A 24347-nucleotide genomic window follows, 5' to 3' on the forward strand; every position below is an offset into this window, starting at 1 on the left:
CGCTTCCGTTCATTGAGTTCACCGCCCGGTGCACACTGAGCGCCATGTTCCGCTTCCCCCGACCGCCCCGGAGCCTGGCCGGCCAGCTCTTCGCCATGCAGGTGCTCGTCGTCGCCGTAGTCGTCGCCGGATGCGCGGTCTTCGCGTACGTGGCCGCCCGGGGCCAGGCCGAGGACGCCGCCCGGCGCCAGGCCGGGGCCGTGGCGCGGTCCGTCGCCGACTCCCCGTCCGTGCGCGCGGCCGTACGCGCGGCGGGAACGGGCGGTGACGGCCCGTCGGCGGCGCTCCAGCCGTTCGCCGAGCGGGTCAGGGTCGACTCCGGCGTGGACTTCGTGACGATCATGGCCCCCGACGGGCGGCGCTGGACCCACCCCGACCCGCGCCGCATCGGCGAGCGCTTCCTCGGCAACACCGCCCGCGCGCTGCGCGGCGAGACCTTCAGCGAGACCTACACCGGCACCCTCGGCCCCTCCATCCGCGTGGTCACCCCGCTCGCGGACGAGCAGGGCCGGATCGTCGGCCTGGTCAGCGCGGGGATCACCGTCCGCGTCGTCAGCGACCGCCTCGCGGCCCAGCTGAGCGCCCTCGCCTGGGTGGCGGCCGGGGCCCTGGCGCTGGGCGGCGCGGGCACGTACGTGGTCAATGCCCGGCTGCGCCGCCATACGCACGGCATGAACGCCGCCGAGCTGAGCCGGATGTACGACTACCATCAAGCAGCCCTGCACGGGGTACGGGAGGGACTGCTGATGCTCGACGGCCACCGCAGGATCACCCTCATCAACGACGCGGGCCGCGAACTCCTCGGCCTGCGCGGCGAGGTCACCGGCACCGGCGTCACCGGCCTCGGCCTCCCCGCGCCGCTCACCGGGGCGCTGCTCGCCGACCGGCCCCGGGTCGACGAGGTGCACCTGACCGCCGAGCGGGTGCTCGTCGTCAACAGCTCTCCGGTGGCGGGCGGTGGCCGCCGGGGCACCGTGGTCACCCTGCGCGATCACACGGATCTCCAGGCGCTGACCGGCGAACTGGACCACGAGCGGGGCTTCACGCAGGCACTGCGCTCCCAGGCCCACGAGGCCGCCAACCGGCTGCACACGGTGGTCTCCCTCATCGAACTGGGCCGCAGCGAGGAGGCGGTGGAGTTCGCCACCGCCGAACTGGAGCTGGCCCAGGCCCTGACGGACGAGGTCGTCACCTCCGTCGGCGAACCGGTGCTGGTCGCCCTGCTCCTCGGCAAGGCCGCGCAGGCGCACGAGCGGGGCGTCGAGCTCGCCGTCACCCCCGAGAGCGGACCGGTCGACACCGGGCCGGGGGCCCCGTCGGCCCGGGACCTGGTCACGGTGCTCGGCAACCTCATCGACAACGCCGTGGACGCCCTGACCGGCGTGCCGGGCGGGCGGATCGCCGTCACCGTACGGGGCGACGCCGGCGCGTTGCTGCTGCGGGTCGCGGACAACGGCCCCGGGCTGCCCCAGGGGGTGGACGTGTTCCGGCGGGGCTGGTCCGGGAAGGGCGAGGGGCGGGGCCTGGGCCTGGCACTTGTCCGTCAGGTGGCCCACCGCCACGGCGGCCGCGTCGAGGCGGCCGTCGGGCCGGAGGGCGGCGCGGAGTTCACCGTCACTTTGCCCCTGGCGCAGTCGCCGGAAGGACCTCGCGCCATCCGGCGGGACGCGGACGCGGCCGGAGCGGATCCGGCCGCCGGCCCCCCGGGCGGGTCGCCCCGCATCCCCGCTCAGCGCCGCGCGGACGGCACCTCGTGAGCGCGCCCGAGGTGCGGGTGCTGGTGATCGAGGACGACCCGGTGGCCGCCGCCGCCCACGCCCTGTACGTGGGCCGGGTGCCCGGCTTCACCGCCGTGGCCGTCGTCCACTCCCTGGCCGAGGCCGCCCGGGTGCTGGAACGGACCCCCGTCGACCTGCTGCTGCTCGACCTCACCCTCCCCGACGGCCACGGGCTGCGCTTCGCGCGCGGCCTGCGGGCGGCCGGGCACCCGGTGGACGTGATCGCGGTGACCTCGGCCCGGGACCTTGCGGTGGTCCGCGAGAGCGTGTCGCTGGGCGTCGTGCAGTACGTACTGAAGCCGTTCGCGTTCCCGACCCTGCGCGAACGGCTGCTGCGCTACGCCGAGTTCCGGGCGACGGAGGGCGAGGCGGCCGGTCAGGACGACGTGGACCGGGCCCTCGCCTCCCTGCGCGCGCCCGCTCCGGCCGAGCTGCCCAAGGGGCTCAGCGCCGCGACCCTGGACCGGGTCGCGGCGCTGCTGCGGGCGGCGCCCGACGGGCTGACCGCCGCGGGGACGGCCGGGGCGGCCGGGATCTCGCGGATCACCGCCCGCCGGTACCTGGAGCACCTGGTGGACACCGGCCGGGCGGACCGCACCCCCCGGTACGGCCAGGTCGGACGCCCCGAACTGCACTACCGCTGGCTGGCGGCGGCGACCGGCTCGGTGTCGAACGTGTAGAACGCGCGGTGGTCCAGCATGTCGGCCGGGGTCACGTCGTTCCACGGCCGCATGGTGTCGCGCAGGTCGACCACGTTCGGGGTGCCGGCGGCCGGCAGGTACGTCGACTGCGGGTGCTTCGCCTGCCAGTCGGACCACAGCTTGTCGATGAACGCGTGGTGCATCCAGAACACCGGGTCGTTGGGCGAGACGCCGGTGCCCATCTGGCCGCCGACCCACACGTGGACCCGGTTGTGCAGATTGGCGCCGCGCCAGCCCTCCAGGTGGTTGCGGAAGCCGTTCGAGGCGCTGTTCCAGGGGGCCGTGTCGTAGACCGGCATCGCCAGGACGGCGTCCACCTCGGCCCTGGTCGGCAGCTGGGCGACGCCCTCGCCGAGCGCGCGCCGCAGGTAGGTGCGGCCGTCGACGCGTACGGTTATCTCCCACTTGCCCGTCGCGTACGCGAACGCGCCGTCCATGACCTGCCCGTCGCGGGCCCGGCCGGTGCCGCCGAGGAAGTCGGCGGCCCACAGGGAGGAGCGGGTGGTGCGGTCGGCGGTCCAGTCCCAGTACGGGATCGAAACGCTCGCGTCCACCGCCTGCAGAGCCGCCTCGAACTCCAGCAGAAACCGCCGGTGCCAGGGGAGGAAGGAGGGGGAGCGGTGGCCGACGCGGTCGCCGGAGTCGGTGTCGCTCATGATGAACCCGTTGTGGGTGGTCACGAACCGGTCGTAGCGGCCGGTGCGCTTCAGTTCGAGCAGTGCGTTCGTGAACGCCCGCTTCTCCTCGGGCGTGAGCGCGGCCTGGTTCTTGCGGACGGTCATGCCGTGCCTCCCATCTGCATCGGGGCGAGCTGCGCGCCCTGGAGCTCGCGCACGGCGGCCCGGGCCAGGGAGGCGGGATCGGCGAAGGTCTCGTAGTGGTTGACCACGCTGATCCAGGTGCCGTCCGCGTTCTGCATCACGTGCAGCTCGCGGCCGTCTATGCGTACGGTGGGCAGGCCGGGGGAGTGGTGACCGCCGTGGTGGCCGCCGCCCGAGGCGGGGGTGATCTGTATGCGGCGGCCCTGGTACACCTCGTCGAGCGTGCCGGCCGGGGTGGTGGCCGCGACGCGCGAGTCGGTGGCGGCGGCGTGCGCGGTGGCGCCCGCGATGCCGAGGACGGTGAGAGCGCCGGCGGCGGTGCCCAAGGCCTGCCGGCGGGTGATCTTGTTCATGGCCGAAGAACTACCAGGGTCCCGGGGGCAGTTGACCGCTATCCGGACAACGCTGGATAAGTTGTATGTACAACCAATGAAATGATCTTCCCGTCGCGAGCGGCTCCGGTGCTCAGGGCGGGAAGATCTACGGGTGAAATCCTACTGGACAGTAATTTTTGCGGCCGAGCGGCGCCGCTATGGACGGGATCACATCGCGGAGTCGGCCGGAAGGTGTGGCCCCCGCTAGAGGAGCGCCGGAGCCGAGTCCGTGGCGATATCCGCCCTATAGTCCGGATATGGCTCTCCATGAGACGAAGGACGCCGGCACCCGGGACGCCGCGACGGACGTGTTCGCGTCCGCCCTCAGCGGCCAGATCCTCCCCAAGTACCGGATGCCCGACGACCCCGCGCCCTCCGACGTCGTCTACTCGCTCCTCCACAACGAGCTGCTCCTCGACGGCAACGCCGCCCAGAACCTGGCCACCTTCTGCACCACCTGGTCGGACGACGGCGTACACCGCCTGATGAACGAGTGCCTCGACAAGAACATGATCGACAAGGACGAGTACCCGCAGACCGCCGAGATCGAGGCCCGCTGCGTCAACATCCTGGCCGACCTGTGGAACGCCCCGCCCGGCACCTCCGGCACCGGCTGCTCCACCACCGGCTCCAGCGAGGCCGCCATGCTCGGCGGCCTCGCCCTCAAATGGCGGTGGCGGGCCCGCCGCCGGGCCGAGGGCAAACCGGCCGACCGCCCCAACCTGGTGTGCGGGCCGGTCCAGATCTGCTGGGAGAAGTTCGCCCGGTACTTCGACGTCGAACTGCGCCAGGTCCCCCTGGAGCCCGGCGCCACCGGGCTGCGCCCCCACCAGCTCGCCGCCCACGTCGACGAGAACACCATCGGCGTCGTCGCCATCCTCGGCGTCACCTACACCTGCGACTATGAACCCGTCGCCGCGATCGCCGAGGAGCTCGACCGGATCCAGGCCGCACACGGCTGGGACGTCCCCGTCCACGTGGACGCCGCCAGCGGCGGGTTCGTCGCCCCGTTCCTCCACCCCGACGTGGTCTGGGACTTCCGGCTGCCGCGCGTGGCCTCCGTCAACACCTCCGGCCACAAGTACGGGCTCGCCCCGCTCGGCGTCGGCTGGATCGTCTGGCGCACCGCCGACCTGCTCCCCGCCGACCTCGTCTTCGACGTGGACTACCTCGGCGGCGACATGCCGACCTTCGCCCTCAACTTCTCCCGCCCCGGCGGCGAGGTCATCGCCCAGTACTACCTCTTCCTGCGCCTGGGCCGCACCGGTTACCGGCACGTCCAGCAGGCCTGCGCCGAGACCGCCCAGTACCTGGCCCGGCAGATCGCCGACATGGGCGCCTTCACCCTGCTCTACGACGGCCAGGGCGCGCTGCCCGCCGTCTCCTACACCCTCGCCGACCCGGACGGAGCCGGCTTCAGCCTCTACGACCTCTCCGACCGGCTGCGGATGCGCGGCTGGCAGGTGCCCTCGTACCCGCTGCCGGCCGACCGTCAGGACACCGTCGTCCAGCGCGTCCTGATCCGCCACGGGGTGACCCGCGACCAGATCGCCCTGCTCGTCACCGACCTGCGCCGGGCCGTCGAGCACCTGCGCGCCCACCCGCAGACGGCCCCCGCCACCCCGGCCCGGTCCGGCTTCCACCACTGACCGGCGCGCGACCTCAGCCGGACGCCGGCCAGCGCATCCCGAGGTCCGTCAGCGCGGCCACCCGCTCCGGGGGCAACCGCGCCGCCCGGGACCGCTGGTTGGCGATCCACGCCCCGAGCCGCAGCTCCCGGTCCCCCACCCGCTCCACATGCGGGCGGGGGACCCGCAGGTGCCCCTCCCGGGCGTGGAACAGCCGGGCCGCCTCCAGGTGCCCCGCCCAGGCGTCGGCATGGCTCCGGCGCGGCGGCGGCCGCTCCTCCTCCCGCGCCGGCTCCAGCCCCAGCACGTGCTCCAGCAGCCAGCGCTGGGCCCACGCCAGCCGGTCCCACCCCAGCCGCTGGGCCCGCGCCCAGCCGCCCAGGTCCTCGCCCTGCACCACGAGCCGGCCCGGCCCGGCCGGCAGCCGCCCGCCCGCGTCCAGGTGCACCCGGGCCAGGTGGAAGGCCCGCTGCCAGCCGATGTCCCAGGCCGGACACCAGGACGGGTCGATCGCGTCCAGGGCGTCCCGGCGCTCCTCGGGCAGCGTCCCCGGCCCCTCCCGGCGGGCGGCGGCCCGGTTGTTCTTCATCCACACCCCGACGGGCGCCCCGTGCCAGGTGGCCTCCACCGGCGGCAGCAGGTGCCCGTGGGCGGCCGCCCAGGCCCGGGCCGCCGCCAGGCCCTCCTCGAAGGCCACGTCGAAGTGGCTCCACACCATGCCCAGTTCGTCCAGCTCCCGCATCCGCTCGCGGCCCAGCGCGCCCCGGCGGTACGTCCGCCGCGCGTCCGCGATCCACTGGCCGAGCGGGAACCCCGCCAGCGCCGCCGGCCAGTCTCCGCCGGACGCCGGAACCCGGTAGGCGAACGGCACCCGCAGGTCCCCGGCCGTCGCGGCGTAGATCCGGGCCGCCTCGGCCCCGCGCCGCCACTGCCTGTGCTCAGGGTTGAGCACCCGCAGCCGGATGAAGGCCGCCAGCAGCGCCGGATCCCGGGGCGTGGAGAAGCTCAGCAGGGCCCGCGCCCCCGGCCCGGGGCCCGCGCCCGGGGCGCCCGTACCGGCCGCCGACGCCGGGCGGCCCGGCGCCTGCGGCTGGGCCAGGGCCTCCACCAGCCGTGAGTCGTGCGCCCTCAGCGCCTCCAGGAGCCGCGCGAGGTCCCCGTACGCCCGTGAGGTCAGCATCGACTCGGGGGTCTCGCCCGGCCCCAGCAGCACCGGCACCACCAGCGAGGCGACCTTGCCCTCGCCGGGCCGGATCCGCAGCGCCCGGCCCACCGCCTGCACCAGGTCCGGCATGGAACCGCGTACGTCCGCCCAGAAGACGGAGTCGCACTCCTTGGTGTCCACCCCCTCGCCGAGCACCCGGACACTGCCGAGGAAGGCCTTCTCCGCGATCCGGTCGGCGGCGAACGCCTCCAGGACGCGCCGCCGGTGGGCCGCCGTGTGCTGCCCGCACAGCCAGTCCGCCCACACCGTACGGGGGTAGGCCGGCTGCGGGGAGCGGTTCGCGGTCCGCAGCCGGGCCGCGACCGCGGGCAGTCCCGCCGCGAACGCCTCGGCCTCCCTGGTGAGGTGGTGGAAGACCAGCGTCCGCCGGAAACCCTGGTCGGCCGCCGCCTTCACCAGCGCCGCCTGGAGCGCGGCCAGCCGCATCCCGCGCACCCGGTCCGAACGCCCGTCGGCGCCGAGCAGCACCTCCGCCTGGAAACCCGGATCGCTGACGTCCACGCACACCACCCGGTACGGGGCGCAGATGCCCCGGTCGATGGCCTCCGACAGCGGCAGCGTGTAGCAGCGGGCGCCGAACGGCCCCTCCGGGTCGTCCTCCATGGACGCCACCAGCTCCCCGCGGGCGCGGGGCGCGTCGGCGGCCTCCGCGTACCCGGCCTCCGCCTCCGCCTCTGCCCCGGCCTCCGGCTCCCCCTCCGTGTCCTCGCCGTCCCGCCACACCCGGGGCGTGGCCGTCATGTACAGCCGGCGGGCGGAGGGGATCCGGGCGTTGTCGTGCACCACCGCCCAGGGCTTGCCGATCCGCCCCGAGGTGCGGTGGGCCTCGTCGACCACCACCAGGTCCCAGGGCGGCAGCCCCGCCAGGTGCGCCCGCTCGATCGTGCCCAGACCGAGGGAGGCGTACGTGGCGAACACCGTCACCCGCTCCACCGGCCGGGCGCCCCAGCGGGCCAGTTCGCCCGGATCGGTGGTGGTCGGCACTCCCGCGTCCTCGCCGCGCAGCGAGCACACCGCGACGGCCCGGCCGCTGCGGCCCCCGCCGCGCCAGGCGGCCACGGTCTGCACGAGCAGGTCGAGGGAGGGCACCAGGACGAGCACCCGGCCCGCCCGCAGCTCGTCGGCGGAGCGTACGGCGACCAGGGACTTGCCCGACCCGGTCGCCATGATCACCTGCGTCCGCAGGCCCCGGGCCGGCAGCCGGCCGTCGACTGGCAGCTCCAGCGCCCGCACGACGGCGTCGACGGCCTCCCGCTGATGCGGGCGCAGCTCCGTCCTGGTCCTTCGTCCCACCACCCGGGCCCCCTTTGATCTGCCGATTCGGCTCCAGGACCTATCTTGCCCGGATTCTGAGTCAAAGGGGGGGCGGGGCGGACCGTGCCGTGGACGGCTTGGTCAGCGGGCGCCGAAGTTCTGCGTCCACCAGGGGCCGCCCGAGCCCGGGTGGACGCCCACGCCGATGTCCTTGAAGGAGCAGTTCAGTATGTTCGCCCGGTGGCCCGGGCTCTTCATCCACGAGTCCATCACGTCCGCCGCCGTCTGCTGGCCCCGCGCGATGTTCTCCCCGTACGTCGACCAGCGGTACCCGGCGGCCGTCGTCCGCTGCCCGGGGTCGGCGCCGTCGGGGTCGGTGTGCGAGAAGTAGTCCCGCTGCGCCATGTCGTCGGAATGCCCCTGGGCCGCCGACCGCAGTTGCGCGTCCTCCTTCAGCGGGCCGCAGCCGGCCGCCGCCCGCTCCGAGTTGACCAGTGCGATGACCTGACCGGCCACGCCCGCCGGGGCGGGCGCGGGAGCCGGCGGGGCGGGACGCGGCGGAGCGCTCTTCGACGGGGCGGGCGCCGGCGCCTTCGCCGAACTGGTGGCGGGCGACGGGGACGCCGAAGCCGAGGCCGACGGGGACGGTGAGGCGGAAGCGGACGGCGAGGCCGACGCCGAGGGCGAGCCGGAGGGCAGGGCCGAAGCGGTGTCGGGGGCGGAGAGCGCCGCCACCGGGGCGGCCGGTGCGCCGCCGCCCGCCTCGGCGCCGTGTTTGCCGGGGAGCGAGCCCAGGTAGACGAGGCCGCCGCCGGCGACGCACGCCGCGACCACGGCGCCGCCGATCGCCCGGCGCCGGTTCTGCCGCCGCTTGCGCTGCGCCCCGCGCCCGGGGGCCGCCGGATCGCCCGCGCCGCCGGTGTCCCCCGCCTTGCGGCGCGCGGCCCGGCCGGGCCCGGACACCACCGGCGCCGCCTGGGTCGCGGCGCCAGCGGACTCCGCCCCCGAGTAGCTGAGCGCGCTCTGCGCCCCGGCATACGCCGCCCCGGCGGGGGCGAACCCGGCCGCCGTGGCCGCCCGTACGCCCGCCAGCAGCGCCGCCGTCACCGGGACCAGCGCCAGACCGGCCAGCAGCCCCTCCGCCGGGACCAGTCCGTCCCACAGCCCGGAGCAGCGCAGGCACTCACGGGCGTGCCGGGCTATCCGCTTGCGCCACAGCGCGGAGGGCCGCCCGTCCCAGGTGCCCGTCATCGCCCGCAGCCCCTCGCACGGCGGCCGCGCCTCCAGCGCCCGCTCCACGACCCGGGCCGACTCCAGCTGGGCCTTCATCCGCTGCACCCGTACCGCCGTGTGCGGCGGGGTCAGCTCCAGCGCCCCGGCCATCTCGGCCCGGGTCACCTCGCCCGCGCACTCCAGCCACCACAGCGACAGCAGCGCCCGGTCGTCGGGCTCCAGCCAGCGCGTGGCACGGGCGGTCTCGCGGCGCTGCCCGGACAGCTGGAGGCGCGCGACGGTCAGGTCGGCGAAGTCGGCGCCGGGGTCGGCGACGTCCCCGGCCTCCTCCAGCGCGCTCTCGCCCGGACCGCTGCTGCGGGCCTGCCAGTGCGCCCGTATCCGGTTCATCGTGATCGCGACCAGCCAAGACCGGAAGCTCTCGTCCGCCCGCAGGCCGCCCAGTCCGTCCAGCGCCCGCAGCATCGTGTCCTGGACCACGTCGTCCACGTCGCAGGACCCGTTCAGGGCCCGGCCGACGATGTTGTAGACGAGCGGCAGATGAGTGCTGACGAGCTCGTCCTGCGCGCGGGGGTCGCCCGCACGGGCCGCTGCCACCAGCGCTGCCGTGTGCTGTGTACTCATGTGAAAGTCCCTGTCCGTACCGGCGGTCGATGATGCCCAATGACTGGGAGACCGTCGAGTGGGGGCCTGATAACGGTTATCCACAGAAATATTTTCCGACCGGTCCGGCCGGGGCGCTGGGGCGGCTGGTCCGTACGGGTCACGGGCCGTGCTCAGAGCAGCGGCGCGAGCGCCCGCGCGGCCGCCCGCAGGGCGGGCGCGTAGGCCTCCACCTCCGCGCGGGAGACCAGGAAGGTGACGGTGGTGACGGAAACCCCGCCGACGGGGCGGCCGTCGGGGCCGGGGACCGCCACCCCGGCGCACCGGATGGCGGCCTCGTTCTCCTCGTCGTCCACGGCGAACCCCCGCGCCCGGACCGCCTCCAGTTCCGCCGCCAGCTCCACCGGGGTGGTCAGCGTGTTCGGGGTGCGGCGCGGCAGGCCGGAGGCGGCGGTCAGCGCGCGGACCTCCTCGGGCGGCAGGAGCGCGAGGACGCTCTTGCCGATCGCCGTCGTGTGCAGCGGCATCCGCGTGCCGACGCGCGAAGCCGTCCGGAAGGGCCGGTCGGCTTCCAGCTTGCGGACGTAGGTGATGCTCTCCCCGGTGAGCAGGGCCAGGTGGACCGTCTGCCCCGTCTCACGCCGCAGCCCGTCCAGGATCTCGTCGACGCCGGCCGGCTCCGCCGCGCCGACCAGCGCCGACAGCCCGCGCAGCCGGGGCCCGACCCCGTAGCGGCCCTCGCCCTGCGCCCGTACGAAGCCCTGCTCGGCCAGCGCCGCCAGGATCCGGAAGGTGCTCGACTTCGGTACCGCCGCCGCCGTCGTGATGTCCGTCAGCCGGTGCGGGCCGCCGGGCGCCGCGACCGCCTCCAGGACGCGCAGGGACTTCTCCAGCGCCGACCCGGCCGCCGAGGTGCGCCCGCCCCGGCCCGTGGGCCGCGCCGTCCCGCCTCCGTCGACCCGCTCCGTTGACACGCCGTCTCCCCGCATGGGTAAGGTCTGGACCACCGAGTTCCGGCACACGATACCCCGTTCCACTACGCGGAACGCATCGGAGGGTCCCTTGTCCTGGTCCTGCCATCCGTACGCGGTCATCACCGCCCAGCGCCTGCTGCCGGTCCTGCGCACCACCGGAGCCGACGAGGCCGTCCGCGCCACCGCCGACCTGCTCGCCGCCGGCTGCCGCGCCGTCGAGCTCACCACCACGACCCCCGGCTGGACCGGCGCCGTCGCCCGCTCCGCCGCATTCGCCGACGCGCACGGCCGCCCCGCCCTGATCGGCGTGGGCACCGTCACCACCACCGCCCACGCCGAAGCGGCCCTCGACGCCGGCGCCGCCTTCCTGGTGTCCCCGTACCCCGCCCCCGAGGTCCGCGCGGTCGCCCTGCGGCGCGGGGCGGTGTTCCTGGAGGGCGGGTTCACCCCGGCCGAGATCGCCGCCGCCGTCCGCGCCGGCGGCGCCGCGAAGGTCTTCCCCGCCCACGTGGGCGGCCCGGACTTCATCCGCTCCCTCAAGGCGGTGCTCCCCGACGCCCTGCTCGTGCCGACCGGCGGCATCCGGCCCGGCGAGGTGCGTGCCTGGCTGGACGCGGGGGCGGGCGCCGTCGGCATCGGCAGCGGGCTGCCCGCCGACCCGGCCGCGCTGGCCGCCGTCTTCGCGGAGCCGGCCGTAGCCTGCTGCGCGGCCTGCCGGGCCCCCGGCAGCGGGGTGCGCTGACCGTGGCGGGCACCACCGCCTCCGCCGGCCCCCGCGGTTACGACGTCCTGGTACTCGGCGAGGTCCTGGTCGAGATCCATGCCGACACCGCCCTGCGCGCGGCCACCGACGGCACCGGCGCGCGGATCTCCTACTCCGGCGACGCCCTCAACGCCGCGGCCGCCGCCGCGGCGGCCGGGGCCCGCACCGCGCTCCTCGCGGTCGTCGGCGACGACGAGCTGAGCGTGCCCCTGCTGCGCCGGGCCGTCGAACTGGGCGTGGACGTCTCCCACGTCCACCGCGCCCCCCGGCCCAACGGCGCCTACCTGCTCAGCGCCGACACCGACGGCGGGCGGGAGTTCGTCTACTGGCGCGCCCACAGCGCCGGCTCCACCCTCTCGACCACCCACACCGAGGCCTGGCGGGAGCTGCTGACCGGCGCGAAGTCCCTCATCACCAGCGGGATCACCGGCGCGCTCTCGCCGACCGCGCGGGAGGCCGTACTGGACGCCGCGCACACGGTCCACGCGGCCGGCGGGCACGTCACGTACGACCCCAACCACCGGCCCCGGCTGACCGGCCGGAGCGCGGCACGCGATCTGCTGGCCCGGATCTCCCCGTTGACCGGCCTGCTGAAGACCTCCTGCCCCGACGACGCGCTCGCCCTGGTGGACACCGACGACCCGAGGACGGCCGTGGCCCGCTACCGGGCGCTCGGGGCCCGTACGGTCGCCGTCACCAGCGGGGCGGGCCGGCTGCTCCTGGACGACGGCGCCGGCGCCGGCTCCTGGCCCGTCCCGCCCAACCCGGCGCCCGTCGACGCGACCGGAGCCGGGGACTGCTTCACCGGCACCACCACCGCCCGGCTCGCACTGGGCGACACGCTCGCGGAGGCCGTCGCGCACGGGGTGGCGGCGGCCTCGCTCTCGGTCTCCGGCCGCGGGGGCACCGGTCACATCCCGCCCTTCGCCGCCACCGCCGCCCTGGCGGCCACGGTCCGGCCGGATCCGTGACCCCCCGAGCCGCCGGAACGGGGTACGTGGAGGCGCCGCCGGGCCGGAGCGGTCTTCCGCGGCCCGGCGGCGCCGGTCGAAGGGGCGGCCCCGCCGCCTGGTGCTCGGCGCCGGTCAGCGGCCGTGCAGGCCCCGGCCGACGGCGGCCGTCGGCCCGCCCTCGGGGGTGTCGCCGTCCAGCGACCAGGACATCGCCCCGCCCAGGGCCGCCCCGGGGTGCCTGGCCTTGAGCTTCCGCAGCTGGTTGAGATTGCCCGTCGGCGGCTGCTCCGCCGTGTCGGCCACCCCCTCGACGGAGTCCGCCGCGTCGAGTGGGCGTACGTATTCGGCCCAGGCGTCGGTCTCGCCCGGCACGTTCCCCGTGCAGCACCCGCCGTCGGCGCCGAAGGCGTAGTCGACGTGGGTGAGCCGGGCGGCGAGCCCGCCGAGCATGCTGCGGCGCATGGGCTTCCTTTGCGGACGCGGGGGAGTGGTGCTCGTGAAGCGGAAACTATTGGTCTGGACCAGCCGGGTCAAGGGGGCGTTCACCTCGGGTTCCGCGCGGCCGCCCGGGCGTCCGAAATTCCTCCTCCACGGCCCTGGGCACCTTCGCGCCCCCTCGCTACCCTCCGCGCATGATTCCCACGGTGGTCTGGGGCACGGGCAACGTCGGCCGCGCGGCGATCCGCGCCGTCGACGCCCACCCGGCGCTCGAACTCGCGGCAGTGATCGTCCACAACCCCGGAAAGGTCGGCCGCGACGCGGGCGAACTCGCCGGACTCGACCACCCGTTGGGGGTGGCGGCCACCGACGACAGCGAAGCGGTACTGGCCACCCGCCCCGCCGCCGTCGTCTACGCGGCGTCCGGCGACGTCCGCCCCGACGACGCCCTCGCCGACATCACCCGGGCGATGGCCGCCGGGGCGGCCGTCGTCAGCCCCGCCCTCTACCCCCTCTACGACCACCGCAACGCCCCGCCGGAGTTCCGGGACCCGGTGCTCGCGGCCGTCGAGCGGGGCGGCGGCTCCCTCTTCGCCTCCGGCGTCGACCCCGGCTGGGGCAACGACGTGCTCCCGCTGCTGCTCAGCGGCCTCGGCACCCGGGTGGACGTGATCCGCTGCCAGGAGATCTTCGACTACTCCACGTACGACCAGCCGGACTCCGTCCGCTACCTGGTCGGCATGGGACAGCCCATGGACGACGAGCCGATGATGCTCATGCCGTCCATCCCCACCATGGTCTGGGGCGGGCAGGTCCGCATGATGGCCCGCGCCCTCGGCGTGGAACTCGACGAGATACGCGAGACCTCGGAGCGCCGCGCCCTCGACACCACCGTCACCACCCGCACCATGGGCACCTTCGAAGCCGGCACGCAGGGCGCCATCCGCTTCGAAGTGCAGGGCATCGTCCAGGGCGAACCCCGCATCGTCATCGAACACGTCACCCGCATCCACCCCTCCTGCGCCCCCGACTGGCCCACGCCGCCCGACGGGACCGGCGCCCACCGCGTCGTCATCGAGGGCCGCCCGCGCATCGAGGTCACCGTCGAGTGCACCGACGAGGACGACAACCGCTCGGCCGGGGGCAACGCCACCGCCGTCGGCCGGCTGGTCGGCGCCATCGACTGGCTGGTCGAGGCGGAGCCAGGGCTCTACGACGCGCTCGACGTCCCGCTGCGACCCGCAGTCGGCAAACTCGGAAGGAAGCAGTCATGAGGATCGACGTCCCCGAAGGGCAGCACCCGATCGAATACGTCTGGGGCGACATGGTCCCCGGCATCGGCATGGCCGCCGCCAACTTCTCCCTGTCGGTCTACGCCCACACCACCCTGGGCCTGCGCGAGTTCGAGGCCGCCCGGCTGCGCATCGCGCAGATCAACGGCTGCGTCTTCTGCCTCGACTGGCGCACCGACCGGGACGGCGAGAAGGTCGAGGAGGACTTCGCCGACGCCGTGACGCAGTGGCGCACCACCGACGCCTTCGACGACCGCACCCGGCTGGCGGCGGAGTACGCCGAGCGCTACGCCCTCGACCACCACCACCTGGACGAGGAGTTCTGGGAGCGGATGACCGCGCACTACAGCCAGCTGGAGATCGTGGAGCTGAGCATGAGCATCGGCTCCTGGCTCGCCTTCGGCCGGCTCAACCACGTCCTGGGCCTCGACAGCGTCTGTGTGCTGCCGGGCGGCTGACACGGCCCGGGGCCGGACGGGGGATCGTCGCCCTCCGTCCGGCCCCGGGGCCCCGTCCCGCTCAGAGGTCCGTGGCGATGATCTTCTCGATGTTGCGCTCGGCGAGGGCCGTGATCGTCACGAACGGATTGACGCTGGTGTTGCCGGGGATCAGCGCTCCGTCGATCACGTACAGGCCGGTGTAGCCGCGCAGGCGGCCGTAGTTGTCGGTGGCCTTGTTCAGTACCGCGCCGCCGAGCGGGTGGTACGTGAGGTGGTCGCCCCAGACCTTGTTGACTCCGAACAGGTCGGACCGGTAGATCGTCCCCTCCTTCGCGTTGATCTTGTCGAAGATGGTCTTCGCCATGTCGATGGACGGCTGCTTCCAGGCCGTCTGCCAGTCCAGCTCGACCTTCCCGGTGGCGGCGTTCCAGCTGAACCGGGCCCGGTTGGGGTTCTTCGTGATCGAGAGGTAGAAGGAGGCGTACGTCTCGATCCCGGTCGGCAGCGGTGCCACCTCGGCGAAGGCCCCGCCCGCGTCCCAGTTGTCGATGCCGCCGCAGGGGATGGAGGCCTGCACCTTGCCGGTGGGGTCCCAGAGGTGGTTCGCGCGGCCGCACATGACGTTGCCGTTGTCGCCCCAGCCCTTGCCGACCTCGTCGTTCAGGTTGGGCAGCGCGCCGGTGGCCTTCAGCGCGACCAGGAGCTTGCTGGTGCCCACGCTGCCCGCCGCGAAGAACACCTTGTCGGCGGTGACCGTCTTGGTGGCGACGACCGCCCCCGTGGTGTCGAGCTGCTCCATGACGACCGCGTAGCCGCCACCGCCCGAGGGGGAGACGGTGGTGACCCGGTGCAGGGGCGAGATGGCGACCTTGCCGGTCGCCTTCGCGGCGGCGAGGTAGGTCTTCTGGAGCGATTTCTTGCCGGCGTTGTTGCCGTAGAGGATCTCGCCGTCGATCGCGGACTTGGGGACGGTCCCGGCGACCTCCTGCTTCATGTAGTCCCAGTCGTAGACGTCCGGGACGAAGACGAAGGGGAAGCCGGAGCGCTGGGCGTGCTTGCGGCCGACCCGGGCGAACTGGTAGCAGTCCACCGTCTCGAACCAGTTGGGGTCGACGAGACCCACGCCGAGCCCGGCGTTGGCGCGCGGGTAGTAGGTCGAGTACATCTCGTCGGCGTCCACCGAGGGCAGGATGGCCGGGAAGTTCTGCCGCCTGGGCGTCACCGCCATGCCGCCGTTGACGAGCGAGCCGCCGCCGACCCCGCGGCCCTGGTAGACGATGATCCCGCCCATCTCCTCGGCATCGAGGATGCCCGTGTACCGGGGCACGTCCTTGTCGATGGGGAAGCCGAGGAAGTTGCTGAGCGGGGCCTTCGTCCGGGTGCGCAGCCAGTACGAACGGTAGTCGGGCTTGGTGGTGTTGGCGAAGATCTTGCCGTCGCTGCCGGGGGTGTCCCAGGCCATGCCCATCTCGATCATGTGGACGTCGACCCCGGCCTGGGCGAGCCGCAGCGCGGCGACCGAGCCGCCGTAGCCGGTGCCGATCACGAGCGCCGGGACGTGGGCCCCGGAGTCGATCGGAGCGTTCGCGGCGGCGGTACCGACGACGGTTTTCGCCTGGGCCGGTGTCGTGTTGACCGCGAGGGCCATGGCTCCAAGAATGGAACCGGTTCCAGCGATGAATCCACGACGCGAAACGCCCTTGGAAACCTTGCTGTGCAGGCTTTTGTCACGCATGTGACCTTCCTCACTCTCGATGGAGTGAGAACAAGTTCTAACGGCGACCGCGAAACAAGTCACTACATACGGCGAGGTAACTTGCGGCCGCGAAAACGGTGGATCGTCGCGCCTTCGAGCCCTGCCGCCCTTGCCCTGCGGAACCCGGTCCGGGCCTCCGGCGTATTCGGGCCCGGTGCGATCGGGGGAGCGACCGGCGTTACGGGTGAAAGGCGGCCTCTGGCAGACTTGGCCGGGTTGTCCGGGCGGCGCAGGACAGGAAACCGGTGCGAATCCGGTGCGGTCCCGCCACTGTGACCGGAATCCCGTCCGCGGGATCCCGGGAGTCAGACACTGACGCGCCGCCTCTTCACTTCGACCGGGGACGAGGATCCCCCGGAGAGGCCTTCCCATGTCGCGTTCTTCCCGCGCCGCCCTGCGCTCCTCTGCCGCCTTCGCCTGCCTGCTACCGCTCGCCGCCTGCGGCGGACCCGCCGGGGCGGACCGGCCCGACTCCGGCGCGAAGGCCGCGCTCGGGTTCCCGTACACCGTCACCAACTGCGGTGTCACCAGCACCTATCAGGCCCCGCCGGGGCGGGCCGTCACCATGAACCAGCACGCCACCGAGATCATGCTCGCCCTCGGGCTCCAGGACCGGATCGCGGGCACGGCCTACCTCGACGACTCCGTGCTCCCCGCCTACCGGGCCGCCTACGACAAGACCAAGGTGCTGGCCAAGGAGTACCCCTCCAGGGAGGTCCTCCTCTCCGCCGGCCCCGACTTCGTGTACGGCGGCTACGCCAGCGCCTTCGACAAGGCGCAGGGCCGCGACCGCGAAGGACTGGCGAAGTCCGGCATCGACTCCCGCCTGAGCGTGGAGTACTGCACCGAGGGGCCCGTCGGCCTCGCCCAGCTGAAGACCGAGATCACCGAAGTCGCCCGCACCTTCGGCGTGCCCGAACGCGGCGCGGCGCTCATCGCCGACGAGCAGCGCCGCGTCGACGCCGTGACCGCACGGGTGAAGGACGGACCGAAGCCGTCCGTCTTCGTCTACGACTCCGGCGAGGGCTCCGCCTTCACCTCGGGAGGTGGCGGCATAGGCAACGAGATCGTCTCCCTGGCCGGGGGGACGAACGTCTTCGCCGACCTCAAGGACACCTTCGGCGACGTGTCGTGGGAGAAGGTCATCGAGCGCAAGCCCGAGGTGGTCCTCATCTACGACTACGGCGGCACCACCGTCGAGTCCAAGAAGCAACGCCTGGTGAACGACCCGGCGCTGGCGGGGGTTCCCGCCATCCGGGACCGCCGGTTCGTCGTGCTGCCGCTGTCCTCCGCCGTCCTCGGCGTACGCGTCGCCGACGCCGTCGAGTCCCTGGGCCGCCAGCTGCACCCCGACGCCCCGTGAAGCGGCGCCGGACCGCCGCCGTCCTCGTCCTGCTCGCCGTTCTGCTCGGCGCGTCCGCGGTGGCGGGGCTCGCGCTGGGCCCCGTACGCATCGGTCCCGGCAGGGTCCTCGACCTCGTGCTCGCCGGACCCGGAGCGCGCGGCGGGGCCTTCGCCTCCATCGTGTGGGACGTCCGCATGCCGAGGGTGGTCCTCGGGACGGTCGTCGGCGCCGGACTCGCCGTCGCGGGCGCCGTGCTCCAGGCCCTCGTCCGCAACCGGCTGGCCGATCCCTTCCTGCTCGGCGCCTCCTCGGGCGCCTCGGCGGGCGCCGTACTCGTCATCGTCTTCGGCAGCGCCGCGGGCGCCGGCGCCGCCGGGTTCGCGGGCGGGCCCGGGGTGCCGCTCGCCGCGTTCGCCGGGTCCATGGCCGCGCTCGTCGCCGTCTACGCGACGGCCCGGCGCGGCGGCACGATGACCACCGGCCGGCTGATCCTGGCCGGAGTCGCCGTGCAGTACGTCCTGTCCGCCCTGACCAGCCTGGTGCTCGTGCTGTCCGCGCGCCCCGACCAGATCCGCTCCGTGCTCTTCTGGACGCTGGGCGGCCTCGGCGGGGCCCGCAGGGACGAACTCGCGCTGCCCGTCGCCGCGCTGCTCGTCGGCACCGCGGTCCTCGTCGCCCTGGCCCGGCCGCTCGACCTGCTGCTCGCGGGGGAGGAGGGCGCGCGGACCCTCGGGCTCGACACCGGCCGGTTCCGGGCGGCCGTCTTCGTCCTCACCTCCCTCGTCATCGGGGTGCTGGTGGCCTACAGCGGAGCGATCGGCTTCGTCGGGCTGATGGTCCCGCACGCCGCCCGGATGGTGGTCGGCGCCGGGCACCGGGCGTTGCTGCCCGTCGCCGCGCTCGGCGGGGCGGTGTTCCTGACCCTGGCCGACCTGGTCGCCCGTACGGCCGCGGCGCCCGAGGAGATACCCGTCGGCGTGGTCACCGCGCTGGTGGGCGGACCGTTCTTCCTGTGGATGCTGCGCAGGTCCGGCCGGAGCGAAGGAGTGGCCGGATGACGGGGCCCATGGAGACCGTCGGGCGGCCGGTGGAACTCGCCGTGGAGGCCGTGCGTTACGAGACCGACGGGCAGACCCTGCTGCACGGCGTCGACCTCACCGCCCGCCCCGGTGAGACCGTCGGACTGGTCGGGCCGAACGGCAGCGGCAAGACCACACTGCTGCGGTGCGTCTACGGCACCCTCCGGCCCTCCGGCGGACGGGTGCTGCTCGACGGCACCGACGCGGGCACGCTCGGTGTCAAGGCGCGCGCCCGGAGGGTGGCGGCGGTCCCGCAGGACGCGGCCGACACCCTCGGGCTGACGGTCCGTGAGGTCGTCGCCATGGGCCGCAGCCCGCACAAGCGGTTCTGGGAGCAGGACGGGCCGCAGGACGCGCTGCGCGTCGACGCGGCGCTGGAGACCGTCGGCGCGTCCGCCTTCGCCGGGCGCCGTTTCGAGGAGCTCTCCGGCGGCGAACGCCAGCGCGCGCTCGTAGCCCGGGCGCTCGCCCAGGAACCGGGCCTGCTCGCACTGGACGAGCCGACGAACCACCTCGACATCCGCTTCCAGCTGGAGGTGCTCGGCCTGGTGCGCCGGCTCCCCGCGACGAGCCTGCTGGTCCTGCACGACCTCAACCTCGCGGCGTCCTTCTGCGACCGGCTGTACGTGCTGGAGGCCGGCCGGATCGTCGCGGCGGGAGCGCCGGGCGAGGTGCTGACGGAGGAACTGCTGGCCCGCGTCTACGGCGTCCGTACGCACGTCGGCGTCCACCCCACCACGGGCGCTCCCAGCATCGTCTACTTGCCCTGACGTCCCCCGCGCCGGTGGGGTCGGGCTTAGGCTCCGCGTTCAGCCCGCGAGGCCGCCGACGGGCCGCCGACGGGCTGCCGACCGGGGTGCAGATCGTCGGGCGGGCGTTCCGCGAGGACCTGCGCCTGGCCGCGGCGCAGGCCGTCGAGGACCGGCTCGGAATCCTCACCCCGATCGACCCGCGACCGGGAGCCGGGGCAGCCGTTCCGGGCGGCCCCGGCTCCCCGGGAGTGCCCCGTTAGCCGCCGTACGGGCGGGTGAGGAGCTCCATCCCGTGCCCGTTCGGGTCCGGGAAGTACACCCCGCGGCCGCCGTCGTTGTGGTTGATCTCGCCCGGCAGCTTGCCGTGCGGGTCGGCGAAGTACGGGATGCCCGCCGACCGGATCTTCTCGAAGGCGGCGTCGAACTCGGCCTCCGAGACGAGGAACGCGTAGTGCTGCGCCGCGATGGTTCCGTCCGGGCTGGTGGCGAAGTCCAGGGTGACCCCATTGGCGGTGGTCACCGGGACGAAGGGACCCCACGCGGGGCCGGCTTCGAGGCCGAGGATCTCCGCGAGGAAGGCGGCGGACTCCCGGTTGTCACGGCAGTGGATGATCGTGTGATTCAGCTGGATCGACATGAGTGGATGCCTCCGCAAGGCACGTCACGGCACCTCCATGCCTCACCCGGCCGGTGACCGGCACGCGATGCCGTGCAGGTGATCCTAAACAGCCCGTCAGGGGAAGGCCACCGATATGTCGCCATCTTCGTCACCGTGTCCCGTAGACCTCCCCGACGTTGTCGCGTGCCGGGTGCGTCCGGCCGGCCGGGCCCGCCGAGAAGACCCGCAGCAGGTTCTCCGTCACCCGCCTCGTCAGCGCCCCGGCCCGCGCGTCCAGGCCGTGGCCGGCGCCGCCGTGCCCGTCGCCGGCCGCGTCGAGGGCCTCGACCCAGCGCATCGTGCCGGTCGCGAAGACCCCCGCCCCGCTCGGCACGGTGTAGTACGCCGAGTCCTGATGACTGGGCCGGCCCTCGCAGACCACCGGTGAATGGGCCAGGATCTCGATCGGGCGGGGCGTCGGGAAACCGGTGTCGACCTTGTCGTACTCCACGCCGACCAGGTGCGCGAAGCTGTCGCCGGCCCGCGCGCCCGTCCCCGCGAACAGCCAGTGTCCCGGGTTCGTCACCACGTACGGGGCGTCCACCGGGTAGCCGTCGTAGATCACGCCGAGCAGCGCACTCTCCGGGTCGGCGCCGGGCGCCGAGCGGAAGTCGACCGTGGCCGGGTGGCCCCGTGCGAAGCCGGGGTCCTGGGCGTAGGAGGACTTGTAGCAGACCACCGTGCGGTCCGGCCCGAGGTCGGAGGCCTCCAGCCGGATGCGGCGGAAGCAGCAGTTCGCGCCCAGCACCGCGAGGTTGGTGCCCGCGTCCCTGGCTGCCGTGATGTGCTCGCGCTGCTCCGGCGACCAGTACTCGTCGTGGCCGAGGGAGAGCACTGCCGCCGCTCCCTCCAGCAGCCGCTTCTCCCGCGCCACATCGGTGGTCGTCGCGTAGGCCAGGGGTATCCCGAGCCGCTCGGCCAGCGCGATCAGCGGTGCCTCGTACACGAGGAACAGGCCGGCCCCGTCGTCGTACTCGTAGGGCCGGTCGAAGGTCACCGCGAGCGAGCGCGACGCGTAACCGCCGCTCGGCCCGTCGTAACTGCCGTAACCGCCCCAGCGGTTGTACGCCTGCCAGGTCGCCACCGCGTTGACGGCCACCGTGCGTCCGGCCGTCGCCGCCGAGCGGACGGTGACCGGGACGAACCGCTGGCCCTCGCCCCCCTGCGCGTCGAGCCGCAGCAGGTAGCAGCCCTCCGGCCAGCCCTTGGTGTCGACGGAGGCGGTACGCGGCCACCTCGTACGGACCATCCTGGTCCCGGAGTCCACCGTGTGCCCGGGCTGGCTGACCCCCGGCAACGACTCCGAACGCCACACCAGCCGGGCCCGCGCCCCGCCGTACCAGCCCATCCGGTAGGCGGAGACGGTGAAACGCGGAGCGGTGGTCGACACGTGCAGGCCGAAGGCCTCGCCCGGCAGGACGCTCACCCGGTCCGCGAACCCCTCGATGGCGCGGGCCGGACCGGCCTTGGTCACACGCCAGTCGGCGTTCCCGGGCCGGGCGTTCTCCGCCCGGACGTCGAAGCCGGCCGGCGGCCCGGACGCCGACGGCGTGCCGCCCGGCTCGGAGCGCTCACCGGCCCCGGACCGCTGCGGCGTGCCGTCACCGTCGCCCTCGCCCGCCCCGCAGCCCGCGACCGCGCCCAGCCCGGCGGCCGTGGCCGCGCCCGTCGCGAGGGCGAGGAAACGCCGCCTGCCCGCACCCTCGGCTCCGCCGGATATGTGCTCCTGATCCATACGGGCACGCTATGTCATGCTCACCCCTTACTTCGGAACCACCTCGACGCCCGCCCCGAGGCGCCCCCCGCCGCCGGCTCACCCCTCGGCTCACCCCAGCCGGACCACCACCTCCTGGCCCGCCCCGGCGGTCGCGGTGAGGTCACCGAAGTCCAGCCGCAGCCGCGCCCCCGTCGCCGCGGAGACCAGGCTCGCCGGCCGGGACAGGACCGCCGCGACGGGCCGGTTCCAGGTCACGGTCAGCGCCGTCGCCGTCCGCGCCGGGTCCGCCACGCACAGCACCGCCGTGCCGTCGGCTCTCGCCCGCACCGTGACCGAGCACCCGGCGCTCGCCTCCAGAGGGCCGGCCGCTCCCGGCTGCCAGAAGTTGACGCCGGTGAACCCGAGGGAGGCCACCGACACCCCCTGGGCCGCTTCCCCGTTGGCGAGGACGGACAACCACCCCGGCGTGGCCGCCCGCGCCTCCGTCTGCGCCGCGCCGGCCCCGGGGAGCATCTGGTACGCGTACGTGGCCCCCGCCGGATCCGTGCCGTGGTCATACCAGAGGGTGAGGTAACGCCGGGTCAGCGCGGTCGTGGAGCTGGACCGGTTCACCTCGCTCCAGCGGCCGGTGCGCGCCTCGCGCAGGACCCCGACCGTGCCCGGCCCGTGCAGCACGTAGCCGCCGAACCCCGCCAGATGCGCCCAGCCGGGCGCGGGGATGCTCCGGGACCAGCCCAGCGCTGTCGGCTGCACGGCACCGTTGACGGTCAGGGCGTGGGTGCCGGACGGGCCCAGATTGCGGTTGTCGACGACCGACTCGACCACGGCGCCATCCGAGGCAAGGATCCCGGCGCCCAGACAGACCACCGTGTCGGCCAGGAAGAACCAGGACTTCCGCGCCTGGAGGGTGCTGCCCATGCCCCGCAGATGCTGGCCCACCGACGCGAACTCCCCGTCCGTGCTCCCCCCGACCCAGGCGGCGTCGGGCCGGGCGGCCCCCCAGTCACCGCCCGCGCCGTCGGCCAGCACCTTGCGGACCACGGTGGTGCCCGGCAGCCGGTACGGGTCGACCGTGGGCCAGAAGGCGTCCGCGTACTGGCCGTTGCCGTACGAGGCACCCCACCAGGAGAGCATTCCGCTGCCGGTGTGCCAGCCGCGCAGGTTCTCGCCGTTGCCCGTCTCGTAATGGGCGATGCGCCGGGACGCCAGGGAGAGGGACGCCGCCCACCCCGGTCTGCGGTGCGCGGCCCGGTCCATCGCGGGAAACAGCCGGTGGCCGACCGGCTCGGGCAGCGCGGCGACCGAGGCGTCGGCGTCCAGCTCGGCCAGCCGAGCGAGCGCGGCCAGGCCGAGACTGCGGTCCGCCAGGGGACGGCTGTAGTAGTCCCGCGCCGCCCACCCCTTCACCAGCCCTCGCCAGCGGGCCCGTTCGGCCGCGCTCGCCCCCTCGGCGAGCAGCAGGATCCCGGCCAGGACGGCGTGTCCCCGGGTGTGGTCGTCCTGCTGCACCTGGAGGGCGTCCGAGACGGCGATGCCCCGGCTGACCGCCCGCCCGGACACGCAGTCCATCACCAGCCCGTTGAACAGGAAGGGCGCCCACGCCCGCTCCACCGCGTCGAAGACGATCTGCGCCCCGGGATCGGTGACCTCCCACGCCGTCCCCTTCAGCAGTGCGAACAGCAGGCCCAGACCGGCCAGCAGCACCGCGCCGTAGGTCCCGGTGTAGGGCACCCAGGTGTGCTGGACGAACGACCCGTCGCGGTAGAGCCCGTCCCCGGCGGTCACGTACGGGAAGACCGGCGCGAGCGCGTCCCGGGCCAGGGCGAGCTTCGCGGGGTCCGCGCCGACCACCCCGCGCAGCGCCAGCACCCGGCACAGGTCGACCCGGTTCGCCCCCGTGCTGGTCCCGCCGTACGTCGCCACCGCGGAGTCCGGTACGAAGTGGTCCACGGCGGCGCAGTAGTCGGCGAGACGGGCCGCCGGCACCTCCTGGTACAGCAGGACGCACACGTCCAGCAGGGCCTGCGGGACGCCGATCTGCCAGCAGAACCAGTTGCCGTACCGGACCTGGCCCGCGTGGTAGGCCTGCGCGTGCAGGTGGTCGAGGCCGGTCAGCAAAGCCGACAGCAGGGCGCCGTCACCGGTGAGTCCGGTACCCGGCCGGACGTAGGCCTCCGTCATCGTCCGCAGCCGGTAGTAGCTCTGCATCAGCTGCTCCGGATCCGTGGCGAAGCCGAGGCCGGGCCAGAGCGAACCGGGTGCCGGGGCCATCGCCGCGACCCAGGCCCGGGTCTGCTCGCCGAGCTCGGCCAGCCGCGAACGGAACGGCTCGGCGGTGGCGGAGAACCCACCCCCCAGGACCAGGCCCCGCCAGACGGCACGCAGGGCCGCGTACTCCCCTTCGACGGGCCGGGCCGCCGCCCGGGCCGCGGGCGTGCCCAGCAGAAAGGCGCCTCCGCCGGCAGCGGAGAGGAAGGCGCGCCGACTCCACGCTTCTGTCATCGCATGCTCCTTATCTGGTCTGGTCCCTGTCGGCCCAGCCGACCCCGTCGGCCCGGTCGCC

Annotated in this window: 20 protein-coding genes, 1 pseudogene and 1 riboswitch; of the genes and pseudogenes, 11 read left to right on the forward strand and 10 right to left on the reverse strand. The window is 74.3% G+C overall.

Annotation, left to right across the window (positions count from 1 at the left end; translation table 11 throughout):
* The first annotated feature begins 44 nt into the window (after positions 1 to 44).
* On the forward strand, positions 45 to 1757 hold the full coding sequence (locus ACZ6ZT_RS01900; protein ID WP_469714616.1) for a sensor histidine kinase: 1713 nt from the start codon (positions 45 to 47) through the stop codon (positions 1755 to 1757).
* Positions 1754 to 2458: a response regulator gene (locus tag ACZ6ZT_RS01905; RefSeq protein WP_469714618.1), complete on the forward strand. Its 705-nt coding sequence runs from the start codon at positions 1754 to 1756 to the stop codon at positions 2456 to 2458. Before ACZ6ZT_RS01900 ends, ACZ6ZT_RS01905 begins: the two co-directional genes overlap by 4 nt.
* On the opposite strand, the gene melC2 is transcribed toward ACZ6ZT_RS01905, so the two are convergent.
* Positions 2413 to 3261, reverse strand: coding sequence for a tyrosinase MelC2 (melC2, locus tag ACZ6ZT_RS01910; protein ID WP_469714620.1), 849 nt, complete (start codon positions 3259 to 3261; stop codon positions 2413 to 2415). The two genes, ACZ6ZT_RS01905 and melC2, sit on opposite strands and share 46 nt — an antisense overlap.
* Entirely contained in the window at positions 3258 to 3653 is a 396-nt protein-coding gene (gene melC1 / locus ACZ6ZT_RS01915; RefSeq protein ID WP_469714621.1) for an apotyrosinase chaperone MelC1, read from the reverse strand. Before melC1 ends, melC2 begins: the two co-directional genes overlap by 4 nt.
* Positions 3654 to 3931: 278 nt before the next feature.
* On the opposite strand from melC1, the gene ACZ6ZT_RS01920 reads away from it, so the two are divergent.
* A complete protein-coding gene (locus tag ACZ6ZT_RS01920) occupies positions 3932 to 5323 on the forward strand; it encodes a glutamate decarboxylase (RefSeq protein ID WP_469714623.1) in 1392 nt (463 codons plus the stop codon).
* Positions 5324 to 5336: 13 nt separating this feature from the next.
* Here ACZ6ZT_RS01920 and ACZ6ZT_RS01925 read toward each other — a convergent pair whose 3' ends face one another.
* From ACZ6ZT_RS01925 to ACZ6ZT_RS01935, 3 genes are all read right to left on the reverse strand, one after another.
* Positions 5337 to 7823: a helicase associated domain-containing protein gene (locus ACZ6ZT_RS01925; RefSeq protein WP_469714624.1), complete on the reverse strand. Its 2487-nt coding sequence runs from the start codon at positions 7821 to 7823 to the stop codon at positions 5337 to 5339.
* A gap of 99 nt (positions 7824 to 7922) precedes the next feature.
* Positions 7923 to 9638: a sigma-70 family RNA polymerase sigma factor gene (locus ACZ6ZT_RS01930; protein WP_469714625.1), complete on the reverse strand. Its 1716-nt coding sequence runs from the start codon at positions 9636 to 9638 to the stop codon at positions 7923 to 7925.
* A 152-nt stretch (positions 9639 to 9790) separates the two neighbouring features.
* The gene (locus tag ACZ6ZT_RS01935) at positions 9791 to 10591 is read right to left on the reverse strand and encodes an IclR family transcriptional regulator (protein WP_469714627.1); all 801 of its coding nucleotides are present in this window, start codon (positions 10589 to 10591) and stop codon (positions 9791 to 9793) included.
* 88 nt (positions 10592 to 10679) lie between these two features.
* Between ACZ6ZT_RS01935 and ACZ6ZT_RS01940 the strand changes: the two genes are divergently transcribed.
* Positions 10680 to 11333: a bifunctional 4-hydroxy-2-oxoglutarate aldolase/2-dehydro-3-deoxy-phosphogluconate aldolase gene (locus ACZ6ZT_RS01940; protein ID WP_469714629.1), complete on the forward strand. Its 654-nt coding sequence runs from the start codon at positions 10680 to 10682 to the stop codon at positions 11331 to 11333.
* 2 nt (positions 11334 to 11335) lie between these two features.
* A complete protein-coding gene (locus ACZ6ZT_RS01945) occupies positions 11336 to 12325 on the forward strand; it encodes a sugar kinase (RefSeq protein ID WP_469714631.1) in 990 nt (329 codons plus the stop codon).
* A 180-nt stretch (positions 12326 to 12505) separates the two neighbouring features.
* Here ACZ6ZT_RS01945 and ACZ6ZT_RS01950 read toward each other — a convergent pair.
* Positions 12506 to 12748: pseudogene (locus ACZ6ZT_RS01950) on the reverse strand (glycosyl hydrolase); the annotation flags it as partial.
* A gap of 191 nt (positions 12749 to 12939) precedes the next feature.
* Here ACZ6ZT_RS01950 and ACZ6ZT_RS01955 point away from each other — a divergent pair.
* Together ACZ6ZT_RS01955 and ACZ6ZT_RS01960 are read left to right on the forward strand one after the other, a co-directional pair.
* Positions 12940 to 14019 carry an NAD(P)H-dependent amine dehydrogenase family protein gene (locus ACZ6ZT_RS01955; RefSeq protein ID WP_469714633.1) on the forward strand — a complete coding sequence of 360 codons (1080 nt, stop codon included), beginning with the start codon at positions 12940 to 12942 and terminating at the stop codon, positions 14017 to 14019.
* The gene (locus ACZ6ZT_RS01960) at positions 14016 to 14495 is read left to right on the forward strand and encodes a carboxymuconolactone decarboxylase family protein (protein WP_469714635.1); all 480 of its coding nucleotides are present in this window, start codon (positions 14016 to 14018) and stop codon (positions 14493 to 14495) included. The genes ACZ6ZT_RS01955 and ACZ6ZT_RS01960 overlap by 4 nt, the downstream gene beginning before the upstream one ends.
* 61 nt (positions 14496 to 14556) lie before the next feature.
* Here the strand turns inward: ACZ6ZT_RS01960 and ACZ6ZT_RS01965 are convergent, their stop codons facing one another.
* On the reverse strand, positions 14557 to 16212 hold the full coding sequence (locus ACZ6ZT_RS01965; RefSeq protein ID WP_469714637.1) for a GMC oxidoreductase: 1656 nt from the start codon (positions 16210 to 16212) through the stop codon (positions 14557 to 14559).
* A gap of 216 nt (positions 16213 to 16428) precedes the next feature.
* Positions 16429 to 16568, forward strand: a riboswitch (cobalamin riboswitch).
* 35 nt (positions 16569 to 16603) lie between these two features.
* On the opposite strand from ACZ6ZT_RS01965, the gene ACZ6ZT_RS01970 reads away from it, so the two are divergent.
* Genes ACZ6ZT_RS01970 through ACZ6ZT_RS01985 form a run of 4 tightly spaced genes read left to right on the forward strand, consistent with a single transcriptional unit; the run spans position 16604 to position 19669 of the window.
* Positions 16604 to 17596 (forward strand): ABC transporter substrate-binding protein, encoded by a 993-nt coding sequence (locus ACZ6ZT_RS01970; protein ID WP_469714639.1) that lies wholly within the window; start codon positions 16604 to 16606, stop codon positions 17594 to 17596.
* Positions 17593 to 18636 carry a FecCD family ABC transporter permease gene (locus ACZ6ZT_RS01975; protein WP_469714641.1) on the forward strand — a complete coding sequence of 348 codons (1044 nt, stop codon included), beginning with the start codon at positions 17593 to 17595 and terminating at the stop codon, positions 18634 to 18636. Before ACZ6ZT_RS01970 ends, ACZ6ZT_RS01975 begins: the two co-directional genes overlap by 4 nt.
* Positions 18637 to 18644: 8 nt before the next feature.
* Complete coding sequence (locus ACZ6ZT_RS01980) at positions 18645 to 19427, forward strand: ABC transporter ATP-binding protein (protein WP_469715008.1); 783 nt, start codon at positions 18645 to 18647, stop codon at positions 19425 to 19427.
* 14 nt (positions 19428 to 19441) lie between these two features.
* Positions 19442 to 19669 carry a hypothetical protein gene (locus ACZ6ZT_RS01985; protein WP_469715039.1) on the forward strand — a complete coding sequence of 76 codons (228 nt, stop codon included), beginning with the start codon at positions 19442 to 19444 and terminating at the stop codon, positions 19667 to 19669.
* On the opposite strand, the gene ACZ6ZT_RS01990 is transcribed toward ACZ6ZT_RS01985, so the two are convergent.
* The 3 genes from ACZ6ZT_RS01990 to ACZ6ZT_RS02000 form a co-directional block, all read right to left on the reverse strand.
* Positions 19666 to 20046 carry a VOC family protein gene (locus ACZ6ZT_RS01990; protein WP_469714643.1) on the reverse strand — a complete coding sequence of 127 codons (381 nt, stop codon included), beginning with the start codon at positions 20044 to 20046 and terminating at the stop codon, positions 19666 to 19668. The two genes, ACZ6ZT_RS01985 and ACZ6ZT_RS01990, sit on opposite strands and share 4 nt — an antisense overlap.
* A gap of 130 nt (positions 20047 to 20176) precedes the next feature.
* Positions 20177 to 21802, reverse strand: a complete 1626-nt coding sequence (locus ACZ6ZT_RS01995) for a N,N-dimethylformamidase beta subunit family domain-containing protein (RefSeq protein ID WP_469714645.1) — start codon at positions 21800 to 21802, stop codon at positions 20177 to 20179.
* Between the two features lie 90 nt (positions 21803 to 21892).
* Complete coding sequence (locus tag ACZ6ZT_RS02000) at positions 21893 to 24286, reverse strand: polysaccharide lyase 8 family protein (protein WP_469714646.1); 2394 nt, start codon at positions 24284 to 24286, stop codon at positions 21893 to 21895.
* Between the last annotated feature and the right edge of the window lie 61 nt (positions 24287 to 24347).

Source organism: Streptomyces sp. NPDC102258, assembly GCF_055584685.1.